Genomic DNA, 25,346 nt, shown 5'->3' with positions numbered 1-25,346 from the left:
CTGCATTCCCACGATTGGCGAAGGCCGAGATGACGGCCGATCTCCCCCCTCGTGGGGGAGATGTCCGGCAGGACAGAGGGGGGCGTGAAGGATCGCCGGCTTTGCTTTTTTCTGCCCGCCATGCGCCGAAGGTTGCGGTCTGAAATTGATCGAGTTGTGCGCGTCAAGTTCTGCGAAAAGAGTGATGGTAGGAGCAGGCATGCCTTTGATCAGCAGGCCGGCGGGACAGCGCCCCCCTCTGCCCTGCCGGGCATCTCCCCCACAAGGGGGGAAATTGGCAGCTTCGCCGACGGCGCCCTATTTCGTCAGGCGCCGATCGTTCGGCAAAAGCCCAAGGGAACCATGGGTCGCCTGAGACTACTCACGCGCCCTCGACGACCGAAAAGCCCTCGAACTGCGGATGGCCGAGATAGTGCACCTTGGTGGAGCCGGCGTTGCGGTGCGCGGCGCGGAAATTTTCGGACTTGGTCCAGGCGACGAAATCCTCATGGCTCGCCCACACCGTGTGCGAGGCAAACAGCGTGTAGCCTTCGGCCTCGTTGACCGGACCGCGCAGCAGATGAAATTCTTTAAAGCCTTTCATCTCCGAAAGACTTGAATCACGGTTCTTCCAGACGTCCTCGAAAGCGGCTTCCGAGCCATTCTGGACCTTGAAGCGGTTCATGGCGATGTACATTGGCCGTCCTTTCGTGACTGCAGTTCATGATGCGTGTTGGAATGCCTGAATCAATGAGGGCAGGCTGTTAAAATGGACCGATCCGCGCCTTGAACACCCAACTTGACTTGCCGGTTTCGCTTGGAATGGGAGGGAACGGCGCCTGCTTGCGCACCAGTGTCAAAGCGAATTGGTCAAGCTCCGCAGAACCTGAGCTTTCGGCAAGCTGTATATCGCTGATGCTGCCGTCGGCCATGACAACGAAAACGACCCTGGCATTGTTGCGAGCGCTGGCCTGTATCGCTTTCGAAACACGACGGTTGGCGCGGGCAAGCTTCTTCTGAACTTCACCGCTGTAGCGGGATTCTATCGCATTGCCTGCCGCTGCCTGCTCCTTGCCCTTGCTGGAAGTCACCGTGTCGCGTTCCTCGCCATCCGCCGCGCCGCGGGGATCGTTCGTCTCGCTGTCTCCGCCAAGACCTGGTGTCGCGCTTGGCCTTGGCGTCGGGATCGGCGGCTGCCCTATATCGGCAGGAGGCGCCTCGGTGTTTTCGGCCGGAGCAGCCGGCTCTGCCGGTGTTTCGATCTTCGGAGCCACGCTCTGCTCGTCCAGCCGCGGAGTGTCGGCCATCAACATGTCTGGCGCCGCAGTGGGTTGCTCGACAATCTGCGGCAAGGGCGCGGGCACGGCCATTTCCCTGATCGGCCGGTCACCGGTGGGCCGGTCGGCAGGCGTCTCTGGCTTGATCTGGGGCTTGACCTCAGGCTTGGCCGGCTGCGGGTCCGGCACCAGGGTGACGTTCAGCGCGCCCGGGACCTGACGATCCAAGTCGCTGCCGACCACGTTGGGGCCGGTTTGATCGGCGCCTTCCATCTCAATTGCGTCCCCGGCATCAAACGTGCCGGCAGGTGCGACGAGAAAAGCAGCCGCCACCGCGGCATGAAACAGGCAGGAGGCGACGATCGCCGCCGTCCATTTGCGGCTCAAGGCTGACGGTCGGGCCGGCGCAAGCGATCCGGTCGGCACAATCGCCAGTTCGCCATCGGCGTCGGGGAGGGGACTGATGTTCTGCATGGCTCGCGGCGAGACCTGCCGCAACCGGCGCGGACTTGTCAAATCAACATCATTTGCCCTGGCGGCAACAGGCCGGCCAGCGCGGTCTGCCTTCTCAGACCCCGAAGGCGATGCCGGTCTTGGTCTCGGTCTTCAGTCCACGCATGCAAGCGTCCGGCTTGATGCCGGTGCCGGCGCATTCGGTCGAGCTGTTGATCAGCACGCGGCTGACCTTGGCGCAGTCGGCGCCGGCAAGATCGAAACGCGTCACCTTGGTCTTGCCCGCCGGCAGGTCCTTGAAGTCGAGCACCGTCAGCCGGTCGACGACGCCGGCCTCGTTGAACAGCGCGATCTCGAACGCTGCTTTCGAGAGGTCGGCGCCGAGCGTGTTGTTGACCACGAACGTCAGACGGCAGCCTTTTTCGGAGGCCTGCGCGCCATTGAGCTCAAGCGTGAGAGCTGGGGCCGGCGCAGACTGTTGCGCCCACGCCGGACCCATCGCAAGCGGCATGGCCAGCACCGAGGTCAGCAGGCGAAGCGATGCCGTCAAGCTTTTCATTGTCGTCAGCCTCCAAATCGCATTGTCGCCGCCAGCTTCAGCGTGACGCCAGGCTCGTAAACTACAACAGTGGCGGGTGCATTCAACGGGTTGGTGTATTTGACGCCGAACAAATTGTCAGCGCGAAAATCGACCTTGAGATTGTCGGTCGCCTGGTAGCTGGCGAAGACGTTGACCAGCGTGTAGTCCCTGGCCACCGGATTGCCCTTCGGCCTGCCATTATACTGCACCTCGCCGCCGACGGTCAGCTTGTCCTCCAGAAAGCGGAAGCCGAGTTGCCCGGTGACCTGCGAAGAGGGGACGGTGACAAGGTCTGCCCGCTCGCCGTCGTAGGAGATGGTGTGGCCATCGATGATCGACGCGGAAAGCCGGGCGAAACCCCAGCCGGCGTCATAAACGGCTTCCATTTCAAAGCCGCGGATCCTGGCTTCTGCAAAGTTCTGGTACTGGAAGCAGATCGGGATGCCGGGGCCGAACGGGCAGCCGCTGGTCGGGTCGAAGGCCGACAGGGTGACGCCTTCGATGTAGTCGTCGACATCGTTGTTGAAGTAGGCCGCCTTGAAACGAAACGCGTCGCCGGCCTCGACGATGTCGTCGTGCTTGTAGTTGACACCGAATTCGACGGTCTTGCCGGTTTCAGGCTTCAGATCGGGATTGGGGAGGAAGGGAAAGCTGACGCCTGCCGGATGATTGCCGCTGATGAGGGTTTCCGACAGCGACGGGGAGCGATATCCCTCGGCATAGGTGCCGTAGAATTGCAGTCCCGCAAGGCCGGCGGTTTCGAACGGCGAGACGCCGACGGTGATGCGCGGCGACAGCCGGTCGCCTGAGGTTTCGCCGACATCGCTTTCGAGCTTGTAGCTGTCGTAACGCAGCCCGGCGATGATTTCGAGCCAGTCCCAGGTGAGCTTGTCCTGGATGTAGGCGCCGGAAACATTTCGCTTGCCCGAAGGGGTATAGAAACTGGCGCCGCCTGCGGCGCCACCGGTCTCGACATCGTCGCCAACCCAGTCGCCGCCATAGGTCAGTTCGTGCGCAATTCCGGCGGTCTCGAACCGCGAGGTGTTCCAGATGTCGATGCCCGAAGTGCCGACATCGAAGGTCGACATCGAGCCCGCCGGCAGGACGATGGGAAGACCGGTGACTGGATCAAAGCGGTTTTGCGGAACCAGGCTCGTCATCTCCATATTGGTCTTGTTGTAGGACGCGTTGACGTGGAGATCGAGCCAGCTCTTGTCCGCATCGGTGATGTTGTAGCGCGCCGTGAAGGTATTCGCCTCCAGGTCGACGTCATTCACCGGCGTGCCGCCGCTGACCTCGTTCCAGCCGTCGCTCGTGCCATTCCAGCCCAGCTTCAGTTCGCTGTTTTCGTTGGGGCGGATGGTTGTCTTCAGCAAGCCGCTCAAAACGTCGAAGCCGGTGCCGTCGACCGTATCGCCGCCGCCATCCTTGTAGTCGTCGTAGTCGCGATAGACGATGTTGCCGAGGACATCCCAATTTTCGTTGAAACGGTAGGCGCCGGCAGCGCTGGTCGTCCAGCCTTCGCCATTGCTCTCATAGCGCCCGGTCGCGGACGCCGCCCATGTCTCGCCGTCGCGAAGATAGTCGTCCGCGTCCTTGGTCTCGAACAGGACGACGCCGCCAATGGCGCCCGAGCCGTAGGTGTTGGCGACCGGGCCGCGAATGACGTCGACGGATTTGATGAGTTCCGGGTCGATATAGAAGGTCGATTGCGGGCCGTGGTCGGAGCGCTGGAAATTCTGCCGCGCACCGTCGACGATCACCGCGACGCGGCCGAAATCCTGCAAGCCACGGATGTTGATGCTGGAGCTGACGCGCCTCGCGTCGGCCTGGACCGCTACACCCGGCACACCCAACAGCATGTCGTTGGGCGTCGTCGCCATGCGGCGTTGCAATTGCTCCTGATCGACATGGCTGACCGAAGCCAGGGAATCGATCGCCGTCTCGCCGGTGCGGCTGACGACCAGGATCTGGTCGAGCAGCGTTGCGCCTGCCGCGGCCGTCACAGCCTGTTCAGGCGTCTGCGCCTGTTCGGCCTGCTGCTGATCTGTTGCAGGTTGGCCGGCCTGTTGGGCACTGGCCGACTGAGCATGGGCCGACGGGGTGAGCAGAGCGATCGCCGCAGCGCCCGCCAGCAATGCCGCCATGCCCTTTGCCATTGATCGATGCGCCGGATCTGGACTGCTATTCGCCAGACCCAGCCGTCCCCAAATCGCCAACCCCATGCCCCAACTCCAAAAATCCTGGTTCGATGCTGGCAGGCTTAATGCGCCGGCATTTTTCGTCGTGTCCGGCTTCTTAAATCTTGACTCATCTAGTCCGGTATTGCACTGACTAGTAAACATGAGTATTAAAGTCAAGAAATGAATCGGCATTTCACGCAGCGCCGCGCCAGCCGACCAGGCCCGGCCCAGGAAAGGGATCGAACCAGATGAACACGCACAATCCCAAAGACTTTCGGCCCAATGACTTTCGGCCCAATGACTTTCGCGATCGCGTCCGCCGTTCCGACGACAATTCGGCTCGTTTCGATCGGGTTCCGTTGACGGTGAGGACCCTGTCCAGCAACGCGCTGTTCCAGGGCGAGCACGAGATCGGCATCGAGCATCACGGAGCGCTCTACCGACTAAAAATCACCCGCCAGGGCAAGCTCATCCTCAACAAGTAGGTAATAAAAATATGGACCAGCGCGTAAGGCCCGCGCCGCACGAGATCCGGCGGGCGCGGGCAGACAATCCGAAGACGCGCGAGCGCGATCTCGCCGCCCAGCTTGGCATTTCGGAGGCCGAGCTGGTCGCCGCGCATTGCGGCGACGGCGTCCTCCGCGTCGAGCCGCGCGTCAATGATCTTTTGACCGGCCTCGAGGCCGTCGGCGAGGTCATGGCGCTGACGCGCAATGAAAGCGCCGTGCACGAGAAGATCGGCGTCTACGACAAGGTCGTGACCGGCAACCACAATGCCATGGTGCTCGGCGAGAACATCGACCTGCGCATCTTCCCGAAAGCCTGGGCGCACGGCTTTGCCGTCGAAAAGCGCGACGGCGGCGATATCAGGCGCAGCCTGCAGTTCTTCGATGCGGCAGGCGAGGCGGTGCACAAGGTGCATCTGCGGCCGGCGTCGAACCTCTATGCCTATCAGAAGCTGGTTGCCGAGCTGGAATCGCCGAACCAGGAGTCGAGCGTCGCGATTTCAGAGGAAGGGTCGATTTCAGAAGGCGGGCCTGAAAGCGAGGCCGAGGCTTCCGCCGCTTCCGCTGACGTCGACGATCTGCGCGACCGCTGGAGCCGTCTGACCGACGTGCATCAGTTCTTCGGCATGCTGAAGACGCTGAAGCTCGACCGCCGCCAGGCGTTGCGCATGGTTGGCCAGGATTACGCCTGGCTGCTCGACCACGATGCCGTCAGCGCCATGTTCCATCATGCCGCCGACGGCGAGATGCCGATCATGTGCTTTGTCGGCAATCGCGGCTGCATCCAGATCCATTCGGGCCCGATCAAGTCGATCAAGCCGATGGGGCCGTGGATCAACGTCTTGGACGAGACCTTCCACCTGCATCTGCGGACCGACCACATCCAAGAGGTCTGGGGCGTGCGCAAGCCGACCAAGGATGGCCATGTCACGTCTCTCGAAGCCTATGGCGCCGACGGCAAGATGATCATCCAGTTCTTCGGCAAGCGCCACGAAGGCGAAAGCGAGCGCGAGGACTGGCGGTTTCTGGCAGAGAACCTGCCGCGCATTCCAAGCTCGACCGCAGCCTAAGGACAACGACAATGGCTGCTTTGCTTAAACGGGCGCGTGTTTTTAGAATGGCGGTTGGGGCCACGATGTGCCTTTGCGTGGCCTTTGCGCTGCCGGCCCGCGCTGCCGAAGGCACGGAGGTTTTTGCGGACCCGTCGAAGATAGCGGCCATTGGCGGTTCGATCACCGAGATCATCTTTGCGCTCGGCGAGCAGGACCGGCTGGTCGCTCGCGATTCGACCAGCCGATATCCCGAGGCGGCGCTCAAGCTGCCTGACGTCGGTTACATGCGCCAGCTGTCGCCAGAAGGCGTGCTATCGGTCAATCCGTCGGGCATCCTGGCGCTGCACGGCAGCGGGCCGAAGGAAACCGTCGACGTGCTGAAGAAGACGAGCATCCCGTTCATCGAGGTGCCCGAGCGCTACGACCACGAAGGTATTCTCGAAAAGATCCGCATCGTCGGCAAGGCGCTTGGCGCCGACGCCAAGGCCGCTGCGCTGGCAGCCGAGATCGATGCCAAGCTGAAGGCCGCCGAAAAGCAGACGTCCGCGATCAAGGACCGCAAGCGCGTCCTGTTCGTTCTGTCGATGCGGGGCGGCAAGATGCTCGCTTCCGGCGGCGACACCGCGGCCGACGGCATCATCAGACTTTCGGGCGGCGTCAATGCGATCGACGGCTTCTCCGGCTACAAGCAACTGTCCGACGAGGCTGTCATCACCGCCAGGCCCGACGTGATCCTGATGATGAACAATGCCGGTCCCGGCGTATCGGACGACGAATTGTTCGCGAACCCGTCCATCCGGTCGACACCGGCGGGTGCGGCGCGCAAGGTGGTCCGCATGGATGGCGGTTATCTGCTCGGCTTCGGGCCGCGCACCGCCGACGTCATCCGCGACCTTGCCGCCTCGCTTTATGGCGGGCAGGCCGCGGACTGAGCGGGCGCCCGATGGTGGATCAATCGATCGCTGGTTCGAGCACTATGGCGACAGCATCCGACGGCGACCGCTCGGGGCGCGCGCGCATCGCCATCCTGGCTTTGTGCCTCGGACTTGCCGTTGCCGTCCTGTTGTCGCTGACCTCAGGCGCATCCGATGCCTCGGCCGTCAGCGTCGTCGGCGACTGGCTGTTGGGTGCAGCACCCGGCAACGAGGCGCTGAGCGCGCGCGACCGCCTGATCGTCTACGACATCCGCCTGCCGCGCGTCACGCTCGGTGTGCTGATCGGCGCAGCGCTGGCCGTCTCCGGCGCGGTGATGCAAGGGCTGTTCCGCAACCCGCTGGCAGACCCCGGTCTCATCGGCGTTTCGGCCGGAGCGAGCCTCGGCGCGGTGTCCGTCATCGTGCTTGGCGCCACAGTGCTGGCGCCGATAACTTCGATGCTGGGCACACTCGCTCTGCCGCTGGCGGCGTTCTGCGGCGGGCTGGTGACGACATTGGTGCTTTATCAGGTGGCCACCCGGCGCGGCCAAACCTCGGTCGCCACCATGCTGCTCGCCGGCATCGCGCTGGCGGCCCTTGCCATGGCGCTGACTGGTATCCTGATCTTCATGGCCGACGACCGGCAGTTGCGCGACCTGACTTTTTGGCAGCTCGGCTCGCTCGCCGGCGCGACCTGGCAAAAAATCGGCTCCGTTGGGCCTGTGATCGTGCTGGCGCTGGCGGCGATGCCGTTCGTGGCGCGCGGCCTCAACGCGCTGGCGCTGGGCGAAGCCACCGCCGGCCATCTCGGCATTCCGGTTCAGCGGCTGAAATACACGGCCATCGTCGGCGTCTCGGCGGCGGTCGGGGCGTCTGTCGCCGTCAGCGGCGGCATCGGCTTTGTCGGCATCGTCGTGCCGCATCTGCTGCGCCTGGCCATCGGCCCGGACAATCGTTATCTGCTGCCGGCCTCGGCCCTGCTTGGCGCTTGCCTGCTGCTGCTAGCCGATGCCGTCGCCCGCACCATCGTGGCGCCGGCGGAACTGCCGATCGGAATCGTCACCGCGATCGCCGGCGCTCCGTTCTTCCTTTGGATCCTGCTGCGCAAGCGTGGGGTTATAGACCTATGAGAGGGGGGCCTGTGTGAGCAGACCTGTTAGAGAGTTTGCATGATCGAAGCGCGGGATGTCTCGGTGGCGATCGGCGGCAAGGGCATCGTCGCCAATGTCGATTTCGACATGCGGCCCGGTGAGATCGCGGCCATCGTCGGTCCCAACGGTTCGGGCAAGACGACCTTCCTGAGGGCGCTGTCCGGCGATCTTGCCTATTCGGGAGAGGTCACCATCAACGGTCGTGACCTGTCGGTGATGAAGCCGGTCGAGGCAGCCATGCTGCGCGCCGTGCTGCCGCAGGCGACGACGCCGTCGTTTCCGTTCACGGTGCGCGAGATCGTCAGGCTTGGCCTGCTCGGCGGGCGCTCGGGCGCGCTGCCCGGCGAGGACGCGCGCCTGCCCGAACGGGCGCTGGCGCGCGTCGATCTCGACGGCTTTGCCGGCCGTTTCTACCAGGAGCTTTCGGGCGGCGAGCAGCAGCGCGTGCAGTTGGCCCGTGTGCTTTGCCAGGTCTGGGCGCCGGTCCTCGACGGCAAACCGCGCTATCTCTTCGTCGACGAGCCGGTTTCCAGCCTCGACATCAAGCACCAATTGATCATCATGAACATCGCCCGAGATTTCGCCAGGCGGGGCGGCGGCGTTGTCGCGATCCTGCATGACCTCAACTTGACGGCGATGTATGCCGACCGGATCTTCGTCATGCACCGCGGCAGGCTTGCCGCCACCGGCACACCGCAGGACGTGCTCAGCGACGATCTGATCGAAAAAGTGTTCGATTGCCGGCTCCGGGTCGGCGTGCTGCCGGCCGGAGACATGCCGTTCGTCCTGCCGCAGTCAGCGGCGTAAGTTCCAGCTGGCAAGGTCGGCGCCGCCCCTTCTTCCTTCTCCCCTTGTGGGAGAAGGTGGATTGGCGCGCAGCGCCAAGACGGTTGAGGGGTGTTGGACGGAACGCTGTTGGTGCCAAGCTGGAACACCCCTCATCCGACCTCGCTTCGCGAGGCCACCTTCTCCCACAAGGGGAGAAGGGAGAGTTGCAAGCGCTGTTCGGCTATGGCTCGACCCGGATCAAGCGGCCGGCGCCCTTTGCACCAGCATGTCGATGCCGAGCAGGTGGCGCACGTTCGGGCGCGCTGCCACCATGTCGGCGATCGTATAGCGCTCGAGCACGGCGAAGAAGGCATTGAGCGCCTCGCGCAGCGACGAATTCAGTGCGCAACTGTCGACCAGCGGACATTCGGCAGCGTCGTTCTCGAAGCATTCAGCCATGGCGAAGCTCTCTTCGGTCACGCGCACGACCTCGAACAATGTGATCGATTCGGCCGCGCGGCCGAGCCTGACGCCGCCGTTCCTGCCGCGCACCGTCTCGACCAGACCATGCTCGACCAAAGGCTGCAGGATCTTGAAGAGAAAAAGTTCAGACACCGAGTAGGCGGCCGCAATCTCCGGGATGCGGCTCAGCCGGTCGGTATTCGCGGCGCAATACATCAGGATGCGCATGGCGTAGTTGGTCTGGCGTGTCAGCCGCATTGTGTCCTCACGAAGCAGTAGCTCAACCCTAATATGGCCTATACCTTGGAACAATTCCAGACAAGCACCGCATAATAGTTGAATATGTTTATCAGCTTTGTGTGGGCGGTCGTGCAAACCACGACCCTGATATGGCGCGCATTCGGGTGAGCGGATTACTAAGTTAACTCCGCGACATAGACCAGGAGCAGTTCATCCATGTCACAATCATCACCGGCTTGGGCGTCCGCCCGGTTCGATGCCGACGCGGAGGCCAAGCTTTCGGCGCTTCGGCGCACAAAATTCGTCGCCACCGCAGCGCTCGCGCTCTGCGTCCTCATCTTTGCGGTGGCCAAGTCGTTCGAGGGCCGCTATCCGTGGCTGGGTTTCGTCGCCGCTTTCGCCGAGGCGGCGACGATCGGCGGGCTGGCCGACTGGTATGCGGTGGTGGCGTTGTTCAGACGGCCGCTCGGCCTGCCGATCCCGCACACCGCGATCATCCCGGAGAACCAGAACCGCATCGCCGACAATCTCGGCCGCTTCATCGAGGTCAATTTCCTGGCGCCCGAACCGGTGCGGGAAAAGCTTGCCGAGGTCGATTTTTCCGCACTCGTCGCCGACTGGCTGGCCGACCCCAACCGGGCCGCCGATCTGTCGCATTTCGTCGGCCGGCTGGTGCCGCAGACACTGACGGCGATCGAGCAATCCGGCCTGCGCGGCTTCGTCAGCAGCCGCATGCTGGAGCAGATCGAAAAGGTGCCGCTGGCGCCGCTCGCCGCCGAGTTGCTGTCGGCGCTGACCGATGATCGCCGCCACCAAAGACTGTTCGACGAATTCACCAAGGTCGTCGGCCGCTTCCTGAGCGACGAGGCGGCGCTGGCGACGATGCGCGAGAAGATCCGCGAGGAATTGCCGTCGCTGTTCAACCTGTTTCGCGCCGACGCGTATCTGCTGAAGAAGATCGTCGCCTCGGCCGGTTCGTTGCTCGACGAGGTGCGGGCCGATCCCGACCACCCGATGCGCGCCGAATTCGACCGTTTTGTCCTGAGCTTCGTCGAGCGGCTGAGGACATCCAAGCAATACGCCAAGCGCGCCGAGAAACTGAAGCGCGATTTCCTCGCCCGGCCGGAGCTGAAGGCGCTGGCCGGCGACATGTGGGAAAGCCTCAGTGTGTTCATCGAGCAGGACGCCAAGGCGCCGAATTCGATGATCCGCGCCCATCTCGCTAACATGTTCGTCGAGGTCGGCCGCCATCTTGCCGGCGACGCCCAGATCAGGGCCGACATGAACCAGGGGTTTATCGTTGCGCTGTCGTCGTTCGTCGAAAGCCAGAAGAGCGGCGTCTCGAAATTCATCGCCGATCAGGTCAAGCGCTGGGACCTTGCGCAACTGACCAGGCTGATCGAAATGAACATCGGCAGGGACCTGCAATATATCCGCTTCAACGGCATGGTCATCGGCGGCCTGGCCGGCGTCGTGCTCCACACTTTGGAACGGCTGTTCCTCGTCGGATGAGGCGCGATGTGTGCGCGGCTGAATGGACCGTGGGGCTCCAGTGCCCTATTGTTCTCTTCAGCTGCCGCATTCGCAGCAACAGGGGAGACGCCACCATGGCAAAGCGACCGGAATCCGACACCTTCATCGACATGTTCGGCAGGTTCGGCCGCGACCTGAAGCTGCCGAGCGTCGATGTCGAGGCGATCCTCAGCCATCATCGCAAGAACCTCGAAGCACTGGAAAAGTCGGCTAGGGCAAGTGCTGCCGGAGCGTCGTCGATGCTCTCTAGGCAACGCGAGATGCTGCAGGACACGCTGCACGAGATCGCCGACATGGCACAGGACTACAGGGCGCCGGGCGATCCTCGGGAGCTGATGGCCAAGCAAACGGCGTTCGCCAGGAAATCCTTCGAAACCGCATTGAAGAATGCCGGCGAGGTGGCCGAGCTGGCCAGGAAATCCGGCACCGAATCGGTCGAGATCCTGCGCGAGCGCATCAAGGAGGCGATGGAGGAAATCCGCAGCGGCTACGACAAGAAGTAGGCTGTTTCCCAAGCCGCTGGACTTTTCTGTCGTCATCCCGGCTGGCGAAAGCCTTGGTGTTGGTCCCGCCGAGGCGCACAAAGTTCCTTTTGCTCGATAATCCTGTTGCCAGCTCTACACCGGCACTGGCGCGATCCGGCCGAGGATATCGCGGCGGAACACACCGAGCGAATTGACAGAGGCGGCCGGTTCGTGGTCCGGAGGCAGGGCAAGCGATCGGGAAAGCAGGAATGACGCAAATACGGCTGAGGCCGCCGCCGACCTACGAACAGCTCAGAACGATGACAGGGCAGGAGCTTGGCGTGTCGGACTGGACGACGGTCGACCAGAGCCGCATCGACCAGTTCGCCGAATGCACCGGCGACCGCCAATGGATCCATGTCGATCCAGAGCGGGCGAAGCGGCAGAGCCCGTTCCGCGCCACCATCGCGCACGGCTATCTGACGCTGTCGATCATCGGCGCGCTGGCGCTCGACATGGGCATCGTGCCGGAAAACACGCAAGCCGTCTTCAATTATGGTTTTGACAAGGTGCGGTTCCTGGCGCCGGTCAGGGCCGGCGCGCGCATCAGGCTGCGCATCACGCTGCTGTCCATGGAGGACAAAGGCCCCGGCCAGTATCTGATGAAGGCGGCCAACATCGTCGAGATCGAAGGTGAGAAGAAGCCGGCGCTGACCGCCGAAACACTGGTCATGCTCTATGAGCGGCGGCGCAGGCGGGCAGGGCCGTGAGGAGAGCCAAGCACCATCTTGCCTTCTCCCCTTGTGGGAGAAGGTGGATCGGCGCGCAGCGCCAAGACGGTTGAGGGGTGTTGGCCGGAGTGCTGTTGGTGCCAAGCTGGATCACCCCTCATCCGACCTCGCTTCGCGAGGCCACCTTCTCCCACAAGGGGAGAAGGGCAGTGCGGGAAAATCAACGCGACATCGCCTCTTCGAGCGTCCTGAAAATTCTCTCGTCTGCCGACTGCGCGACGTTGAAGCGCAGGAAACGGCTGGCGGTTTGGGACAGGCTGAACGCATTGCCGGGCGCCAGCACGACATTGGCCGACAGGGCGCGGCGGGCTATTTCCGCTGCATCGACGCCTTCCGGCAGTCTGCACCACAAGAACATGCCGGTCGGCTGGTCGATCCACGGCATGATGCCGATCGCCTTCAGGCGGCTGCCTGTCTCAGCCATGGCGCGTGAAAGCCGCGTGCGCAGCAAATCGACGTGCTTGCGATAGCTGCCGTCCTTCAGCAGCGTCAGCACCAGTTCGGAGGCAAGCCTGCCGCTGCCGAAGGACGTGGCGATCTTGAGGTCGGTCAGCCCTTCCATCCAGTCGCGCGGAGCCGCGATGAAGCCGCAGCGCACCGACGCCGAAAGCGTCTTGGAGAAGCTGCCGATATGGACGACGCGACCAAGACCGTCGAACGCCGCCAGCCTGGGTGCCGGGGTGTGTTCGAAGTCGGCAAAGATATCGTCTTCGATGATCGTCAGATCCGATTGGTCGGCGAGCTTGAGCAATCGGTGGGCGACGACCGGCGACAGAATTGCACCCGTTGGATTGTGAAGCGCGGAATTGGTGATGTAGAGGCGCGGCCGGTGATCGATCAGCGCCTGCGCGAACAGCTCGATATCCGGTCCCGACGGCGTGTAGGGAACGCCGACCACCTTGGCCCGATGAGCGCGCAACAGGGCATGGAAGTTGAAATAGCAGGGGTCGTCCACCAGCACCGTGTCGCCCGGTTCCAGCAGGAACCGGCACAGGAGATCGATGGCCTGGGTGCCCGATTCCGTCAGCATGATCTGGTCGGGATACGCCTCGATGCCGTGCTCTGCCATGCGCCGTGCGAGCAGATGACGCAGCGGCGGCAGCCCGAGCGGAGTGCCGTAATCGGTCAGCGTGACATCATCGCCGCGTGCCATTGTCCGTAGCGCCCGGCGCAATCCGGCCTCCGGCATCCACGCGGCCGGCAGCCAGCCGCAACCGGGTTTGAGCACGCCGTCGCCGGCTTCCAGCGACTGGCGCGAAACCCAGAGCGGATCGACGGCACGGTCAAGCCTGGGGCCGATCTCGGCCAGCGACAAGGGAGCCAGCGGCCCGGCGGCATAAAAGCCCGAACCTGGACGCGAGCGGATGATGCCTTCTGCGGCAAGACGCTCATAGGCTTCGACCACTGTGGATTTCGAAACCTGCATGGTTTTCGCGAAACCCCGGATCGAAGGCAATCGTGTTCCCGGTGTCAGGCTGCGCGCGGCAATCCTGTGCCTGATCGTCGCCATGACGCTTTCGACAAGCGTCCCGCTGCCCACATTTGCCGTCGTCTGCTCGTCCATCCGTACTGCTCAATCTACCATGACAGTTTTGTCGAACTGTACTTCATTGTCTCTGGCGGCGCCATAGGTCCGGCCCGATAGAGGGCGAGAACATCAGGAGCATGCGATGGACAAGACGGCGGGCGGCTGGATCAACGGATTCGTAGGAGTACTGATTTTCAGCGGATCGCTTCCGGCAACGCGGGTTGCGGTGATGGATTTCGATCCGACCTTCCTGACCGTCGCCCGCGCTGCCACGGCAGGCATCCTCGGCCTGGCGCTTCTGCTCGTTTTTCGCCAGAAGCGTCCGGAACGGCAGGATCTGTTGTCGCTGGCCATCGTCGCGCTCGGCGTCGTGGTCGGCTTTCCGCTGCTGACCGCGCTGGCGCTCAAGCACGTCACCTCGGCCCATTCCATCATCTTCATCGGCCTGTTGCCGCTGGCGACCGCGATCTTCGGCGTCATTCGCGGCGGCGATCGCCCCAAACCGGCTTTCTGGCTGTTTTCATGTCTTGGCAGCGCCCTTGTTGCCGGTTTTGCAGTGACCCAAGGCGTCTCGGCCTCGCCGTTTGGCGACATGCTGATGCTGGCGGCAATCATCGTGTGCGGACTGGGCTATGCGGAAGGCGCCACGCTGTCGCGCAAGCTTGGCGGCTGGCAGGTGATCTCATGGGCGCTGGTGTTGTCGCTGCCGGTCATGCTGGCGCTGACGCTCATCACCATGCCACCGTCGATCGAAAACGTCGGCAAGGCCGCCTGGATCGGCCTCGCCTATGTCTCGCTGTTCAGCATGCTGATCGGTTTTGTGTTCTGGTATCGCGGACTGGCGCAAGGCGGCATCGCCGCGGTCGGGCAGTTGCAGCTTCTGCAGCCTTTCTTCGGCCTCGGCCTAGCGGCAATGCTGCTGCACGAGCAAGTCAGCCCCGCCATGATCGCCGTCACCGCTGCCGTCGTGCTCTGCGTGGTCGGTGCGAAGAAATATTCGAGATAGGCGGCGGCCCTTCTTCCTTCTCCCCTTGTGGGAGAAGGTGGATTGGCGCGCAGCGCCGAGACGGAAGAGGGGTGCTGGCCGGAGTGCTGTCGGTGCCAAGCTGGAGCACCCCTCATCCGGCCGCGGAGCCTGTCCTCGGGCTTGCCGGAGGCAAGACCCGTGGGCGGCCACCTTCTCCCAAAAGGGGAGAAGGGAGAGCCGCACGGCTAGAACTTCGTCACGACGCCGATGCCGATGCCTTCGAAGCCGCCCATCGCCATCAAGGCCGCGGGCGCCTCATCGAGGCTGATCCGCTTGCCGACCAGCAATTCGGGTTTCAGCTTGCCGGTACGGATCATCTCCATCATCGCCTGGTAGCGGTAGGCTTGCATGCCGTGGCTGCCGCGGATTTCGAGCTCGAAGGCGATCACCTTGTCCATCGGGATCTGCGGCCTGGCGTGATCGCCGAGCATCAGCCCGACCTGCACATGGCGGCCGCGCCGGCGCAGGTTCGCGATCGAGTTGAACGAGGTCGTCGGATGGCCGAGCGCGTCCATCGACATGTGCGCGCCGCCATTGGTGATCTGCTTGACCGCCTTGACCACGTTCGGCGTCCTGGCGGCATTGATCGTCGCCACCGCGCCGATTTTTTTGGCGAAGTCCAGCTTCTCGTCGGTCAGGTCGATGGCGATCACGTTGGCGCCCATGGCGCTGGCGATCATGATCGCCGACAGGCCGACGCCGCCGCAGCCATGCACGGCCACCCATTCGCCTGGCGTCACCCGGCCCTGGTCGACAATGGCGCGGAACGAGGTGACGAAGCGGCAGCCAAGGCTGGCGGCGGTGGCGAATTCCATCTCGTCCGGCAAGCGGACCAGATTGGTGTCGGCATGGTCGATGGCGACATATTCGGCGAACGAGCCCCAGCCGGTGAAGCCGGGCTGGGTCTGGTGCTCGCAGACCTGATGGTTGCCGGAGCTGCATTCGAAGCAACGGCCGCAGCCGACGGCGAACGGCACGGTGACGCGCTCGCCGGTCTTCCAGCGGGTCACCTGGCTGCCGGCGGCCACCACGACGCCGGCAAGCTCGTGGCCCGGCACATGCGGCAGGCGGATGCCGTCGTCGTGGCCCATCCAGCCATGCCAGTCGCTGCGGCAGAGCCCGGTCGCCTCGACCTTGATGACAACGCCGCCCAGTGCCGGCTCCGGATCGGCAACAGTCTGGATCGTCGGCACCTCGCCGAATTTTTCGAAGACAACGGCTTTCATCGGCAATTCCTCATTAGGATGTGTTGATATTCAGGTGATGCCGGCGTGCGAACGGCGGTTTCCTGCGCTTCCGGTGCTCACGTACCCAAAAGTACGCTCCGCTCCGGTTCTCGGAAACCACCATTCTCGGCTCGGCCTGACCTGAATCTCAAACACCCTAATCCAACTTGCTCTACTCGGCATCGATCTGGTTCTCGGGTGCGGCCCTTTGGAAGGCCGGCAGCGCCATGCAGGCGGCGTGGATCCGTGCGATCGTCGGATAGGGCGTCAGGTCGACGCCGAAACGGGCGTTGCTGGTGACCTGCGCGGCCAGGCAGATGTCGGCCAGCCCCGGCGTGTCACCATGGCAGAACGTTTTTGTTTCAGGCGATGAAACAAGAATCTTTTCAAGCGGCTGAAAGCCTTCGTTCACCCAGTGGCGGAACCAGTTGGCGACGTCTTCGTCGCCGGCGCCGAACAGCGTGCGCAGCGAGGTCAGCACGCGCAGGTTGTTCACCGGATGGATGTCGCAGGCGATCATCTGCGCCAGCATCCTGACGCGGGCCCGGCCAGGCGCGTCCTGCGGCAAAAGCGGCGGTTCGGGCCTGGTCTCGTCGAGAAATTCGATGATCGCCAGCGATTGCGTCAGCAGCGTGCCGTCGCCCAGGATCAGCGCCGGCACCAGTCCTTGCGGATTGACCGAGAGATAGGCTGGCTCGAGATGCTCGCCGTGGCGCAGATGATGCGGCACATATTGGTAGGTCAGGCCCTTCATCTCCAGTGCGATCCGCACCCGGTAGGAGGTGGAGGAGCGGTAGTAGTTATGCAGGACGAGGTCGCTCATTCCTGCACATTCGGCCGATTTGGACGACCGGGCAAGGCATGGTCGTCCGGAAATTGCCATCTCCGCCCTTCGGCCAGCGATGGCGATGTACTATTTGCCAATAATCTGGCCATGGTCGCTGGGCTATTCTATCCTGCCCTGAATTGAAACGAACGCCATGACCGCAGTCAACGATCGCGCCCGGTTTCTGATCATCGACGACCACCCGCTGTTTCGCGAGGCGCTGCACAGCGCTGTGCAGATGGCCTATCCGGACGTCGACACTGTCGAGGCGCGTTCGATCACCGAGGCGTTTGAGCTTCTGGCGGACGCCAAGCCGTTCGATCTCGCGCTGCTCGACCTCAGCATGCCGGACGTGCATGGCTTCGACGGACTGCTGCAGCTTCGGACCCGCTATCCGCGCCTGCCGGTGGTCATCGTTTCGGGGCATGAGGAGCCCAAGATCATTTCAGAGGCGCTGTCCTATGGCGCGGCCGGCTTCATCCCGAAATCGGCGCGCAAGAGCGACCTGGCCGCCGCCATCCGCTCGGTGATGGAAGGCGCGATCTACGTGCCCGAAACCTATGAGGGCCAGCCGCCGGACGCCGACAGCACCGACCGCGCCGAGATGGTGCAGCGGCTTGCCAAACTGACGCCGCAGCAATTGCGGGTGCTGCAGATGCTGCGCCAGGGCCTGCTCAACAAGCAGATCGCCTACGAGCTGCAGGTCGGCGAAACCACCGTCAAGGCGCATGTCTCCGAGATCCTGCGCAAACTCAACGTCTACAGCCGGACGCAAGCCGTCATCGAGGTTTCGAAGCTCGACAGTGCCGAGCTGTTTCGCGGCCAGGCGGGGTTTTAGGCGCACCCGTTAGGGTGAATAAACGTCACCGAGAACTTACCTTTTCCGAAATCACGGTGACAGTGCACCATTTTCCTGTCGCTCGCGGTCTTCTGCCAACGTCTTTGGGATCAAGCCAAGAGATGCGCCAGCAGGGCGCGCAGCTGCGCCGGTTTCAGCGGTTTGCGCATCAGCTCGATGCCGGCGGCGCGGGCGGCTTTGGCGACGGTCTCCGAACCGTCGGCGGTGACGATCAGCGCCGGCACGGCGCGGCCGAGATAATCGCGGACCTCGGCGATCGTGGTGGTGCCGAGGTCGCCGCCGTCGAGATGCTGGTCGGCGATGACGATGTCCGGCACCCAGTCCGTATCGCCGAGCATCTCGATCGCGGCATCGGTCGAGGTGGCGGGGCGCACCAGGCATTGCCAGCGCTCGAGCAGGGATGTCATCGCCTGCAGCACCTCGACGTCGTTCTCGACCAGCAGCACCTTCGTGCCGAACAGACCGTAGCCGCGCGGCCGCTCCATGTCGGCGCTGCTGGCAATGGCATCGACGCTGGCGCCGATCCCGACCGGAACGTCGATGTGGAAAATCGTGCCGTGCCCGACTTTCGACGAAAACGTCACGGGATGGCCGAGTGCGGCGGCGATGCGGCGCACGATGGCCAGGCCCAGTCCCAGCCCACCGCCGGCTAGCCCGGCATCGGTCGGGAACGTGCCGCGGTGGAACTCCTCGAACACCGCCTCGCGCTGGTCGTCGGGGATACCGCAGCCGGTATCGGCGACATCGATGCGGATCGTGTCGCCGCGATGCCTGGTGCCGACCAGCACGCCGCCGGAGCGGGTGTAGCGCAGCGCGTTGGAAAGGATGTTCTGCAGGATGCGGCGCAGCAAGGTGCGGTCCGAGCGCACGACGGCGTTGACCGGCCGGAATTTCAGCGTCAGGCCCTTCAATTCGGCGACCGGCAGGAAATCCGAGCGCAGCGACGAAAACAGCACCTCCAGGCTGACGTCGCCGATATCGGGCTGCACGACGCCGGCATCGAGCTTGGAGATGTCGAGCAGGGTGCGGAGCAGATCCTCCATCGTCTCCAGCGAGCGCTCGACCTGCCGGACCAGTTTTTTGCCTTCGTCGCTGGTCTGCACTTCGGCCAGCGCCGAGACGGAGAGATGCGCGGCGTTCAGCGGTTGCAACACGTCGTGACTGGCGGCTGCCAGGAACCTGGTCTTGGACAGGTTCGCCAGTTCGGCGTTTTCCTTGGCCGCGCTCAAATCGATGTTGGATTGTTCCAATCGACGCAGTGTCGAGTGCAGTTCCTCGGTGCGCGTACGCACTCGATTCTCGAGCGAAATCGCGGTCTGGAACAGCGAGAACGCGTTGCCTTGCTGATCCATCGAGCGCTCGACGCGGCTGACAAGGGCTGCGTTGATCTTCTTCAGCTTCTCCAGGTCGTTGATGTCCCTGAGCGGCATAAAACCTCCTACTCCGCCGCCTGCCGCTCTCCGAAGGCGATGCCCGTGAACGTCTGGTTCAGATGCATCGACCGGTACTGCTCGCCATAGGTGCCGAAGCCGATGACGTTGTTGACCTTGTAGAGTTCCGACATCTCCCGGAAGACCTGGCGGTTGCGCGCATCGAGCCTGCGCAGCACGCAGTCAAAGGCGAGGATCATGTCGATGCCGCCAAGCCTGTCCTCGACATCCCTAAAGGCGGCACGCGTCGATTCAACCATGTTCTTGGGTCGGGCGATGGACAGGACGACGCCATCGTCGATGGCGCAGAAGAACGACAGCGAGCCGTCCGCGTGCATCTTCTGGATCGAGCGGCAGTAAAATTCGCCGCCGACTTTCACCACCACCGGGTGCGAAGCGAAACTGAGCGGCGTCAGCATCTGCGGGATGACGCCGACCGAGGCGGCATATTCCTCGGCGGCATTGGTGGCGTTGAATTCGCGCACGGTGCGGTGATCGGGATCGGACGCGGTCACCACCAGCTTCTCGTCGGTGGGGACGAAATTGTCGGTCTTGAACACGTGGAAAGGAATTTCCGTGGTGATCAGCACGATGATGGCGCAGTCGCAGGCAACCTTGCCGTTCGAGATCAGCCGCGTCGTCTCGAACTTCAAATCATCGCCGGCCGACCCGCCGATCAGTGGAATATCGTCGAGCCCCCAATGGATGGCGGAGGTGACCGCTTCCTCGGCATAGGACAGCCCGTCGATCAGGCAGAGCGCGAAAGTGGTGTCGGCTCGCTCGTGCCCGACGCGGCCGCGTAACGAACGCCTCAGCGCCTCGACTTCGCCGGTGATCCCGTCCATGCTCGATGACGACAGATTTTCGACCATGGTGCTGGCTGCCGAAAAAGATGCGGAGGGAAGCAGCATGGCCATGACCTGGCCGTCCTCCAGGCCTTTGGGCGTAATCTCGCCGGCCGTCGAGCAGCCGGCATAGCGGAGTGCCGGCGCGTGGTTGTTCAGCGCTTCCGAAAGGGCGACTGCCTCAAGCAGGCTTTGCGAGAAAAACAGCAGGGCAAATCCAGCGTCGATGGCCGCGGCTTCCACTGCCACCGCCCGCGCGAACGCATCCGCGTCGGGTTCGTCGGTGGTGAGAACCGATAGGCCGCATGCATAGCGCGTCCGTGAACTGGCCAGCGGCTTCCTCCTCTATTTCCTCCGACGCTCTTTTTGTGCGCGGCTGTTTTTTTGTGCTCCTGTCGCGCCGGCGTCGAAACCATTGTTGTCTTCAAGTGCTACTTTGGCAATGAGCCAACATGACGGAATTGAATTTTCTGCTGTTTTTGACAGCATCGGCGCTCAGAAACGTCAGATCCAAAACCACAGCGGAAGGGAGTTATCCATGGACGCCCAGGTCAGGAAGCTATTCGAACGCTACGAGCGGCTTTTCCGGAAATCCCTCGCCGGTGATGCCGACATGGACGAAGTCACGTCGGTCTATGCTTCCGCCTTCATTGCAGCGTCGCCTGCCGGCGTCATGGTCGGGAAGAACGACGACCAGCTCAAGCAGGCTATGGAACAAGGCTATGCTCGCTATCGAGCGATCGGCACCAAGGAGATGCGAATACGCGATGTTGGCATTTCGCCGATAGACGAGCATCATTGCGTTGCCCACGTCGCCTGGACGTCGATCTTTGCGCGCAAAGGCCAAACCGACGTCACGATCGATTTCGACGTCCACTACCTCGTGCAGAAACTGGCGGGAGCCTAAAATATTTGGCTGGGTGTCAGGCGACGAGCAGGAGGTTCTCAGAAAGCACGGCATCGGCTGAAATCGGCCTGGCCAGCACCATTGCCGCTGATGGCCGGCAGGCGGCATCGCCAGGCGACCATGGTTTCGCTTCGCTCGGCCGTTTGCCTGTCTTTGCGTGACCGAAAGTACAATAGGCGGATTTTCGGCCGAACTGCATTCTCGCAATCTCGGCATTCCGCGGCACTATTTCCCGTGCTTTATGCGGTATAAGAATAGCGGACAGATGGAGGGCTCGGGCACCACCGACGCCAAAAAACGACCAAGGTAGCACCCAGGGAGGTTTCATGTCGGAGATATCATTGACGGTGAACGGAAAGCGGGTCAGCGGCGCTGCCGAAGACCGGACGCTTCTGGTTCATTTCTTGAGGGAGAATCTCGGCCTGACCGGGACGCATGTCGGCTGCGACACCTCGCAATGCGGCGCCTGTGTGATCCATGTCGACGGCAAGGCGGTAAAATCCTGCACGATGCTTGCGGTGCAAGCCTCCGGGTCGAGCGTCGTGACCATCGAAGGTCTGGCTGACGGCGCCGACCTCCATCCGATGCAGGCGGCGTTCAAGGAGCATCACGGCCTGCAATGCGGTTTCTGCACGCCGGGCATGATCATGGCGGCGACCGACATGGTCAACCGCCATCCCGAAGGCCTCGACGAGGCCACGGTGCGGGCCGAGCTCGAAGGCAATATCTGCCGCTGCACCGGCTACCACAACATCGTGAAGGCGATCCTCGCCGCATCGGAGACGATGTCTTCGAAGGGCAAGGACAAGCAAGCTGCATGAGGGCAGTAAGGGAGTAGGGCAGTAAGGCAGTAGGGGAATTCGGCTCAAATCCCTACTGCCCTACTGCCTTACTCCCCTATTCCCCTACTTTTTCGGGAGGAATTTCTGCGATGGGCATTGAAGGTGTTGGCGCTCGTGTAGCGCGCAAGGAAGACAAGCGGTTCATTACCGGCGCTGGGCGCTATGTCGACGACATGGTGGTTCCCGGCATGAAGCATGCGGCCTTCGTGCGCAGTCCGCACGCGCATGCTGAGATCAAGAAGATCGATGTCAAAAAAGCCCAGGCCATGCCGGGTGTCATCGGCGTGCTGACCGGCAAGGAGCTCAAGGCCGACGGCATCGGCAATATCATCTGCGGCTGGATGATCCATTCCAAGGACGGCTCGCCGATGAAGATGGGGGCGTGGTCGCCGCTGGCCTTCGACAGGGTCCGCTATGTCGGCGACGCGGTGGTCGTCGTGGTCGCCGAGACCAAGGGGCAGGCGCGCGACGCGGCCGAAGCGGTCGACATCAGCTACGAGGAACTGAAGGCAGTCGTCGACGCTCCCAAGGCGCTCGAAAGGAGTGCGCCACAGATCCATCCGGAAGCCGACGGCAATCTGATTTTCGACTGGGAGCTCGGCGACAGCGCGGCGACCAACGCGGCAATCAAGGCGGCTGCCCACATCACCCGCATGAAGATCGTCAACAACCGGCTGGTGCCCAACGCGATGGAGCCGCGCGCAGCGCTTGGTCACTACGACAAGGCCGAGGACCACTATACCTGCTGGACGACCTCGCAGAACCCGCATCTCGCGCGCCTGGTGATGAGCGCCTTCTACAATGTCGCGCCGGAAAACAAGCTGCGCGTCATCGCGCCGGATGTCGGCGGCGGCTTCGGTTCGAAGATCTACATCTATCCGGAAGAAATCGTCTGCCTGTGGGCCTCGAAGAAGACCGGCGTGCCGGTCAAATGGGTGGCCGACCGCACCGAGAGCTTTCTCACCGACGCCCATGGCCGCGACCATGTCTCGACGGTCGAAATGGCGTTCGACAAGGACAACAGGATCACCGGGCTGAAGGTCGACACCATCGCCAATCTCGGCGCCTACATGTCGCTGTTCTCGTCCTGCGTGCCGACCTATCTCTACGCGACGCTGTTGTCGGGCCAGTACGACATCCCGGCGATCCACGCCAATGTGCGCGCCGTCTACACCAACACCGCGCCGGTCGACGCCTATCGCGGGGCAGGGCGGCCGGAGGCCACCTATCTGCTCGAACGCACCATGGAGACCGCCGCACGCGAGCTGGGCGTGTCTCCGGCGGAGCTTCGCCGAAAGAACTTCATCACCTCGTTCCCGCACCAGACACCGGTCATCATGAACTATGATGCCGGCGATTATGCCGCTTCGCTGGACGCGGCGATGGCCGCTGCCGATTATGCCGGTTTTGCCCAGCGCAAGGCCGACGCCGCCAGCAGAGGCAAGCTGCGCGGCATCGGCATGAGCTGCTATATCGAGGCCTGCGGGCTGGCGCCGTCGGCGGCGGTCGGCAGTCTTGGAGCGGGTGTCGGCCTTTGGGAAAGTGCCGAGGTGCGCGTCAACGCCGCCGGAACCATCGAGGTGCTGACCGGCTCGCACAGCCACGGCCAGGGCCATGAGACGACCTTCGCCCAGCTGGTCAACCAGCGCTTCGGCGTGCCGATCGACAGCGTCTCGATCGTCCATGGCGATACCGACAAGGTGCAGATGGGCATGGGCACCTACGGCTCGCGCTCGGGCGCCGTCGGCATGTCGGCCGTCGCCAAGGCGCTCGACAAGGTCGAGGCCAAGGCCAAGAAGATCGCCGCCCATCTGCTCGAGGCCGACGAGGGCGACATCGTCATCGAAAATGGCGCCCTGAAGGTCGCCGGCACCGACAAACAAGTGCCGTGGTTCCAGATGGCGCTTGCTGCCTACACCGCCCACAACCTGCCCGGCGGGATGGAGCCGGGGTTGAAGGAGACCTCATTCTACGATCCGTCGAACTTCACCTTCCCGGCCGGCTGCTATGTCTGCGAGGTCGAGATCGATCCCGAGACCGGCGTGACCGAGGTCGTCCAGTTCGTCGCGGCTGACGATTTCGGCAACATCATCAACCCGATGATCGTCGAAGGCCAGGTGCATGGCGGCGTCGCCCAGGGAATCGGCCAGGCCTTGCTGGAGGGTACGCGCTACGATGCCAGCGGTCAGCTTTTGACGGCGAGCTACATGGACTACGCCATGCCGCGCGCCGACGACCTGCCGTCGTTCAAGGTCTCGACCTCGAACACGCCGTGCCCGGGCAATCCGCTCGGAATCAAGGGCTGCGGCGAGGCCGGCGCCATCGGCTCGCCGCCGGCCGTGATCAACGCCATCACCGACGCCATCGGCATCACCGATATCGCCATGCCGGCATCGCCGTCCACGGTCTGGGCAGCGATCCGGGCGACAACGAAACACTGAAAGGAGTGAGTAGTGAATAGTGAATAGTGAATAGTGAATAGTGAATAGAAGCGCTTCGCTAAGGCGGCACCTCACTACTAACTACTAACTACTAACTACTAACTACTAACTACTAACTACTACTCACTACTCACTACTCACTACTCACTACTCACTACTCACTATCTCGCACGGGAGAATCCCATGTACCCAGTCAACTATCACCGCGCCGCCTCGGTCGCCGATGCCGCCAAGCTGCTCAAGAGCGGCGATGCAAAGCTGTTGTCGGGCGGCATGACGCTGATCCCGGCGATGAAGACGCGGCTTGCCGCGCCTTCCGACCTGGTCGACCTGTCGCGGATCAAGGAACTGCAAGGCGTCAAGGTGTCGGGCAAGACCGTCACCATCGGCGCTGCCACCACGCATCACGATGTCGCCAGCGACGAGAAGCTGAACAACGCGTGTCCGGCTCTCGCCCATATGGCGTCCCGGATCGGCGATCCGGCGGTGCGCTACAAGGGCACAATCGGCGGCTCGATCGCCAACAACGACCCCGCCGCCGATTATCCGGCGGCACTTCTGGCCCTCGACGCCACCGTCGTCACCAACAAGCGCGAGATCGCCGCCGACGCATTCTTCACGGGGCTGTTCGAAACGGCGCTGGAGGACGGCGAGATCGTCACCGCAGTGACCTTCACCGCGCCGGCCAAGGCGGCCTATGAAAAGTTCCGCAATCCGGCATCGCGCTATGCGATCGTCGGTGTGTTCGTGGCCAACGGTGCGGATGGAGTCCGCGTTGCCGTGACTGGGGCCGGCGACAGCGGCGTCTTTCGTTCGAAGGAAATCGAGGCGGCGCTTGCCACGAATTTCGACGCCGCCGCCCTCAACGGAGTGAAAGTGCCGGCGAATGATTTGATGAGCGACATCCACGCCTCGGCCGATTATCGCGCCAATCTGATCGTGGTGATGGCCAAGCGCGCGGTGGCCGCCGCCAACGGCTGAAGGAGGGAGTAGGGCAGTAGGGCAGTAGGGCAGTAGGGCAGTAGGGCAGTAGGGCAGTAGGGCAGTAGGGCAGTAGGGCAG

23 protein-coding genes and 1 pseudogene are annotated in these 25,346 nt (G+C 63.1%); 14 read left to right on the top strand and 10 right to left on the bottom strand.

Annotation, left to right across the window (positions count from 1 at the left end; translation table 11 throughout):
* Nucleotides 1-361: 361 nt before the first annotated feature.
* From hmuQ to AC0L2B_RS09695, 4 genes are all read right to left on the bottom strand, one after another.
* The gene (gene hmuQ, locus AC0L2B_RS09710; RefSeq protein ID WP_027156145.1) at nt 362-676 is read right to left on the bottom strand and encodes a heme-degrading protein HmuQ; all 315 of its coding nucleotides are present in this window, start codon (nt 674-676) and stop codon (nt 362-364) included.
* 67 nt (nt 677-743) lie between these two features.
* A complete protein-coding gene (locus tag AC0L2B_RS09705) occupies nt 744-1,730 on the bottom strand; it encodes an energy transducer TonB family protein (RefSeq protein WP_473745123.1) in 987 nt (328 codons plus the stop codon).
* 94 nt (nt 1,731-1,824) lie between these two features.
* On the bottom strand, nt 1,825-2,268 hold the full coding sequence (locus AC0L2B_RS09700) for a hypothetical protein (protein ID WP_091598130.1): 444 nt from the start codon (nt 2,266-2,268) through the stop codon (nt 1,825-1,827).
* A gap of 5 nt (nt 2,269-2,273) precedes the next feature.
* Complete coding sequence (locus AC0L2B_RS09695; protein ID WP_473745121.1) at nt 2,274-4,514, bottom strand: TonB-dependent hemoglobin/transferrin/lactoferrin family receptor; 2,241 nt, start codon at nt 4,512-4,514, stop codon at nt 2,274-2,276.
* A 206-nt stretch (nt 4,515-4,720) separates the two neighbouring features.
* Here AC0L2B_RS09695 and hemP point away from each other — a divergent pair, with 206 nt between their 5' ends.
* Genes hemP through AC0L2B_RS09670 form a run of 5 tightly spaced genes read left to right on the top strand, consistent with a single transcriptional unit; the run spans nt 4,721 to nt 8,902 of the window.
* On the top strand, nt 4,721-4,957 hold the full coding sequence (gene hemP / locus AC0L2B_RS09690; RefSeq protein ID WP_128177236.1) for a hemin uptake protein HemP: 237 nt from the start codon (nt 4,721-4,723) through the stop codon (nt 4,955-4,957).
* A gap of 11 nt (nt 4,958-4,968) precedes the next feature.
* Nucleotides 4,969-6,048, top strand: a complete 1,080-nt coding sequence (locus tag AC0L2B_RS09685; protein WP_473745120.1) for a hemin-degrading factor — start codon at nt 4,969-4,971, stop codon at nt 6,046-6,048.
* 47 nt (nt 6,049-6,095) lie between these two features.
* The gene (locus AC0L2B_RS09680; RefSeq protein WP_473745210.1) at nt 6,096-6,962 is read left to right on the top strand and encodes a heme/hemin ABC transporter substrate-binding protein; all 867 of its coding nucleotides are present in this window, start codon (nt 6,096-6,098) and stop codon (nt 6,960-6,962) included.
* Nucleotides 6,963-6,973: 11 nt separating this feature from the next.
* A complete protein-coding gene (locus tag AC0L2B_RS09675; RefSeq protein ID WP_287235366.1) occupies nt 6,974-8,074 on the top strand; it encodes a FecCD family ABC transporter permease in 1,101 nt (366 codons plus the stop codon).
* Between the two features lie 39 nt (nt 8,075-8,113).
* Nucleotides 8,114-8,902 carry a heme ABC transporter ATP-binding protein gene (locus AC0L2B_RS09670; protein WP_473745119.1) on the top strand — a complete coding sequence of 263 codons (789 nt, stop codon included), beginning with the start codon at nt 8,114-8,116 and terminating at the stop codon, nt 8,900-8,902.
* Nucleotides 8,903-9,121: 219 nt separating this feature from the next.
* On the opposite strand, the gene rirA is transcribed toward AC0L2B_RS09670, so the two are convergent.
* Nucleotides 9,122-9,583, bottom strand: a complete 462-nt coding sequence (gene rirA, locus AC0L2B_RS09665) for an iron-responsive transcriptional regulator RirA (protein WP_473745118.1) — start codon at nt 9,581-9,583, stop codon at nt 9,122-9,124.
* Between the two features lie 198 nt (nt 9,584-9,781).
* On the opposite strand from rirA, the gene AC0L2B_RS09660 reads away from it, so the two are divergent.
* The 3 genes from AC0L2B_RS09660 (at nt 9,782) to AC0L2B_RS09650 (ending at nt 12,332) form a co-directional block, all read left to right on the top strand.
* Nucleotides 9,782-11,077: a DUF445 domain-containing protein gene (locus tag AC0L2B_RS09660; RefSeq protein ID WP_473745117.1), complete on the top strand. Its 1,296-nt coding sequence runs from the start codon at nt 9,782-9,784 to the stop codon at nt 11,075-11,077.
* A 95-nt stretch (nt 11,078-11,172) separates the two neighbouring features.
* Complete coding sequence (locus tag AC0L2B_RS09655; RefSeq protein ID WP_473745115.1) at nt 11,173-11,601, top strand: phasin family protein; 429 nt, start codon at nt 11,173-11,175, stop codon at nt 11,599-11,601.
* Nucleotides 11,602-11,831: 230 nt separating this feature from the next.
* Nucleotides 11,832-12,332: a MaoC family dehydratase gene (locus AC0L2B_RS09650; protein WP_027156157.1), complete on the top strand. Its 501-nt coding sequence runs from the start codon at nt 11,832-11,834 to the stop codon at nt 12,330-12,332.
* Nucleotides 12,333-12,513: 181 nt separating this feature from the next.
* Here AC0L2B_RS09650 and AC0L2B_RS09645 read toward each other — a convergent pair whose 3' ends face one another.
* Nucleotides 12,514-13,917: an aminotransferase-like domain-containing protein gene (locus AC0L2B_RS09645; protein WP_473745114.1), complete on the bottom strand. Its 1,404-nt coding sequence runs from the start codon at nt 13,915-13,917 to the stop codon at nt 12,514-12,516.
* A 106-nt stretch (nt 13,918-14,023) separates the two neighbouring features.
* Here AC0L2B_RS09645 and AC0L2B_RS09640 point away from each other — a divergent pair, with 106 nt between their 5' ends.
* Complete coding sequence (locus AC0L2B_RS09640) at nt 14,024-14,887, top strand: DMT family transporter (RefSeq protein WP_473745113.1); 864 nt, start codon at nt 14,024-14,026, stop codon at nt 14,885-14,887.
* A gap of 206 nt (nt 14,888-15,093) precedes the next feature.
* Here the strand turns inward: AC0L2B_RS09640 and AC0L2B_RS09635 are convergent, their stop codons facing one another.
* Both AC0L2B_RS09635 and maiA read right to left on the bottom strand, forming a co-directional pair.
* Nucleotides 15,094-16,134, bottom strand: a complete 1,041-nt coding sequence (locus AC0L2B_RS09635; RefSeq protein ID WP_473745112.1) for a zinc-dependent alcohol dehydrogenase family protein — start codon at nt 16,132-16,134, stop codon at nt 15,094-15,096.
* Nucleotides 16,135-16,306: 172 nt separating this feature from the next.
* Entirely contained in the window at nt 16,307-16,957 is a 651-nt protein-coding gene (maiA, locus tag AC0L2B_RS09630; RefSeq protein ID WP_473745111.1) for a maleylacetoacetate isomerase, read from the bottom strand.
* Between the two features lie 157 nt (nt 16,958-17,114).
* Here maiA and AC0L2B_RS09625 point away from each other — a divergent pair, with 157 nt between their 5' ends.
* Nucleotides 17,115-17,798: a response regulator gene (locus AC0L2B_RS09625; protein WP_023803603.1), complete on the top strand. Its 684-nt coding sequence runs from the start codon at nt 17,115-17,117 to the stop codon at nt 17,796-17,798.
* Nucleotides 17,799-17,908: 110 nt separating this feature from the next.
* Here the strand turns inward: AC0L2B_RS09625 and AC0L2B_RS09620 are convergent, their stop codons facing one another.
* A complete protein-coding gene (locus tag AC0L2B_RS09620; protein ID WP_473745110.1) occupies nt 17,909-19,249 on the bottom strand; it encodes an ATP-binding response regulator in 1,341 nt (446 codons plus the stop codon).
* An 8-nt stretch (nt 19,250-19,257) separates the two neighbouring features.
* Nucleotides 19,258-20,337 (bottom strand): FIST N-terminal domain-containing protein, encoded by a 1,080-nt coding sequence (locus AC0L2B_RS09615; RefSeq protein WP_473745109.1) that lies wholly within the window; start codon nt 20,335-20,337, stop codon nt 19,258-19,260.
* A gap of 295 nt (nt 20,338-20,632) precedes the next feature.
* Between AC0L2B_RS09615 and AC0L2B_RS09610 the strand changes: the two are divergent.
* The 4 genes and pseudogenes from AC0L2B_RS09610 (at nt 20,633) to AC0L2B_RS09595 (ending at nt 25,265) form a co-directional block, all read left to right on the top strand.
* Nucleotides 20,633-21,062, top strand: a pseudogene (locus AC0L2B_RS09610) (nuclear transport factor 2 family protein).
* A gap of 265 nt (nt 21,063-21,327) precedes the next feature.
* On the top strand, nt 21,328-21,822 hold the full coding sequence (locus AC0L2B_RS09605) for a (2Fe-2S)-binding protein (protein WP_091598300.1): 495 nt from the start codon (nt 21,328-21,330) through the stop codon (nt 21,820-21,822).
* Nucleotides 21,823-21,932: 110 nt separating this feature from the next.
* Nucleotides 21,933-24,284 (top strand): xanthine dehydrogenase family protein molybdopterin-binding subunit, encoded by a 2,352-nt coding sequence (locus AC0L2B_RS09600; protein ID WP_473745108.1) that lies wholly within the window; start codon nt 21,933-21,935, stop codon nt 24,282-24,284.
* 183 nt (nt 24,285-24,467) lie between these two features.
* Complete coding sequence (locus tag AC0L2B_RS09595; protein ID WP_473745107.1) at nt 24,468-25,265, top strand: FAD binding domain-containing protein; 798 nt, start codon at nt 24,468-24,470, stop codon at nt 25,263-25,265.
* Nucleotides 25,266-25,346: the final 81 nt, after the last annotated feature.

The organism is Mesorhizobium sp. WSM4815, assembly GCF_055811575.1.
Note: the sequence above shows the minus strand (reverse complement) of the source record. Positions and strands in the feature narration are given on the sequence as shown.

Bases quoted from the DNA above. Each gene is read 5' to 3' on its own strand.
- hmuQ (WP_027156145.1), bottom strand. From the start codon at position 676: ATGTACATCGCCATGAACCGCTTCAAGGTCCAGAATGGCTCGGAAGCC.
- AC0L2B_RS09705 (WP_473745123.1), bottom strand. From the start codon at position 1,730: ATGCAGAACATCAGTCCCCTCCCCGACGCCGATGGCGAACTGGCGATT.
- AC0L2B_RS09700 (WP_091598130.1), bottom strand. From the start codon at position 2,268: ATGAAAAGCTTGACGGCATCGCTTCGCCTGCTGACCTCGGTGCTGGCC.
- AC0L2B_RS09695 (WP_473745121.1), bottom strand. From the start codon at position 4,514: ATGGGGTTGGCGATTTGGGGACGGCTGGGTCTGGCGAATAGCAGTCCA.
- hemP (WP_128177236.1), top strand. From the start codon at position 4,721: ATGAACACGCACAATCCCAAAGACTTTCGGCCCAATGACTTTCGGCCC.
- AC0L2B_RS09685 (WP_473745120.1), top strand. From the start codon at position 4,969: ATGGACCAGCGCGTAAGGCCCGCGCCGCACGAGATCCGGCGGGCGCGG.
- AC0L2B_RS09680 (WP_473745210.1), top strand. From the start codon at position 6,096: ATGGCGGTTGGGGCCACGATGTGCCTTTGCGTGGCCTTTGCGCTGCCG.
- AC0L2B_RS09675 (WP_287235366.1), top strand. From the start codon at position 6,974: ATGGTGGATCAATCGATCGCTGGTTCGAGCACTATGGCGACAGCATCC.
- AC0L2B_RS09670 (WP_473745119.1), top strand. From the start codon at position 8,114: ATGATCGAAGCGCGGGATGTCTCGGTGGCGATCGGCGGCAAGGGCATC.
- rirA (WP_473745118.1), bottom strand. From the start codon at position 9,583: ATGCGGCTGACACGCCAGACCAACTACGCCATGCGCATCCTGATGTAT.
- AC0L2B_RS09660 (WP_473745117.1), top strand. From the start codon at position 9,782: ATGTCACAATCATCACCGGCTTGGGCGTCCGCCCGGTTCGATGCCGAC.
- AC0L2B_RS09655 (WP_473745115.1), top strand. From the start codon at position 11,173: ATGGCAAAGCGACCGGAATCCGACACCTTCATCGACATGTTCGGCAGG.
- AC0L2B_RS09650 (WP_027156157.1), top strand. From the start codon at position 11,832: ATGACGCAAATACGGCTGAGGCCGCCGCCGACCTACGAACAGCTCAGA.
- AC0L2B_RS09645 (WP_473745114.1), bottom strand. From the start codon at position 13,917: ATGGACGAGCAGACGACGGCAAATGTGGGCAGCGGGACGCTTGTCGAA.
- AC0L2B_RS09640 (WP_473745113.1), top strand. From the start codon at position 14,024: ATGGACAAGACGGCGGGCGGCTGGATCAACGGATTCGTAGGAGTACTG.
- AC0L2B_RS09635 (WP_473745112.1), bottom strand. From the start codon at position 16,134: ATGAAAGCCGTTGTCTTCGAAAAATTCGGCGAGGTGCCGACGATCCAG.
- maiA (WP_473745111.1), bottom strand. From the start codon at position 16,957: ATGAGCGACCTCGTCCTGCATAACTACTACCGCTCCTCCACCTCCTAC.
- AC0L2B_RS09625 (WP_023803603.1), top strand. From the start codon at position 17,115: ATGACCGCAGTCAACGATCGCGCCCGGTTTCTGATCATCGACGACCAC.
- AC0L2B_RS09620 (WP_473745110.1), bottom strand. From the start codon at position 19,249: ATGCCGCTCAGGGACATCAACGACCTGGAGAAGCTGAAGAAGATCAAC.
- AC0L2B_RS09605 (WP_091598300.1), top strand. From the start codon at position 21,328: ATGTCGGAGATATCATTGACGGTGAACGGAAAGCGGGTCAGCGGCGCT.
- AC0L2B_RS09600 (WP_473745108.1), top strand. From the start codon at position 21,933: ATGGGCATTGAAGGTGTTGGCGCTCGTGTAGCGCGCAAGGAAGACAAG.
- AC0L2B_RS09595 (WP_473745107.1), top strand. From the start codon at position 24,468: ATGTACCCAGTCAACTATCACCGCGCCGCCTCGGTCGCCGATGCCGCC.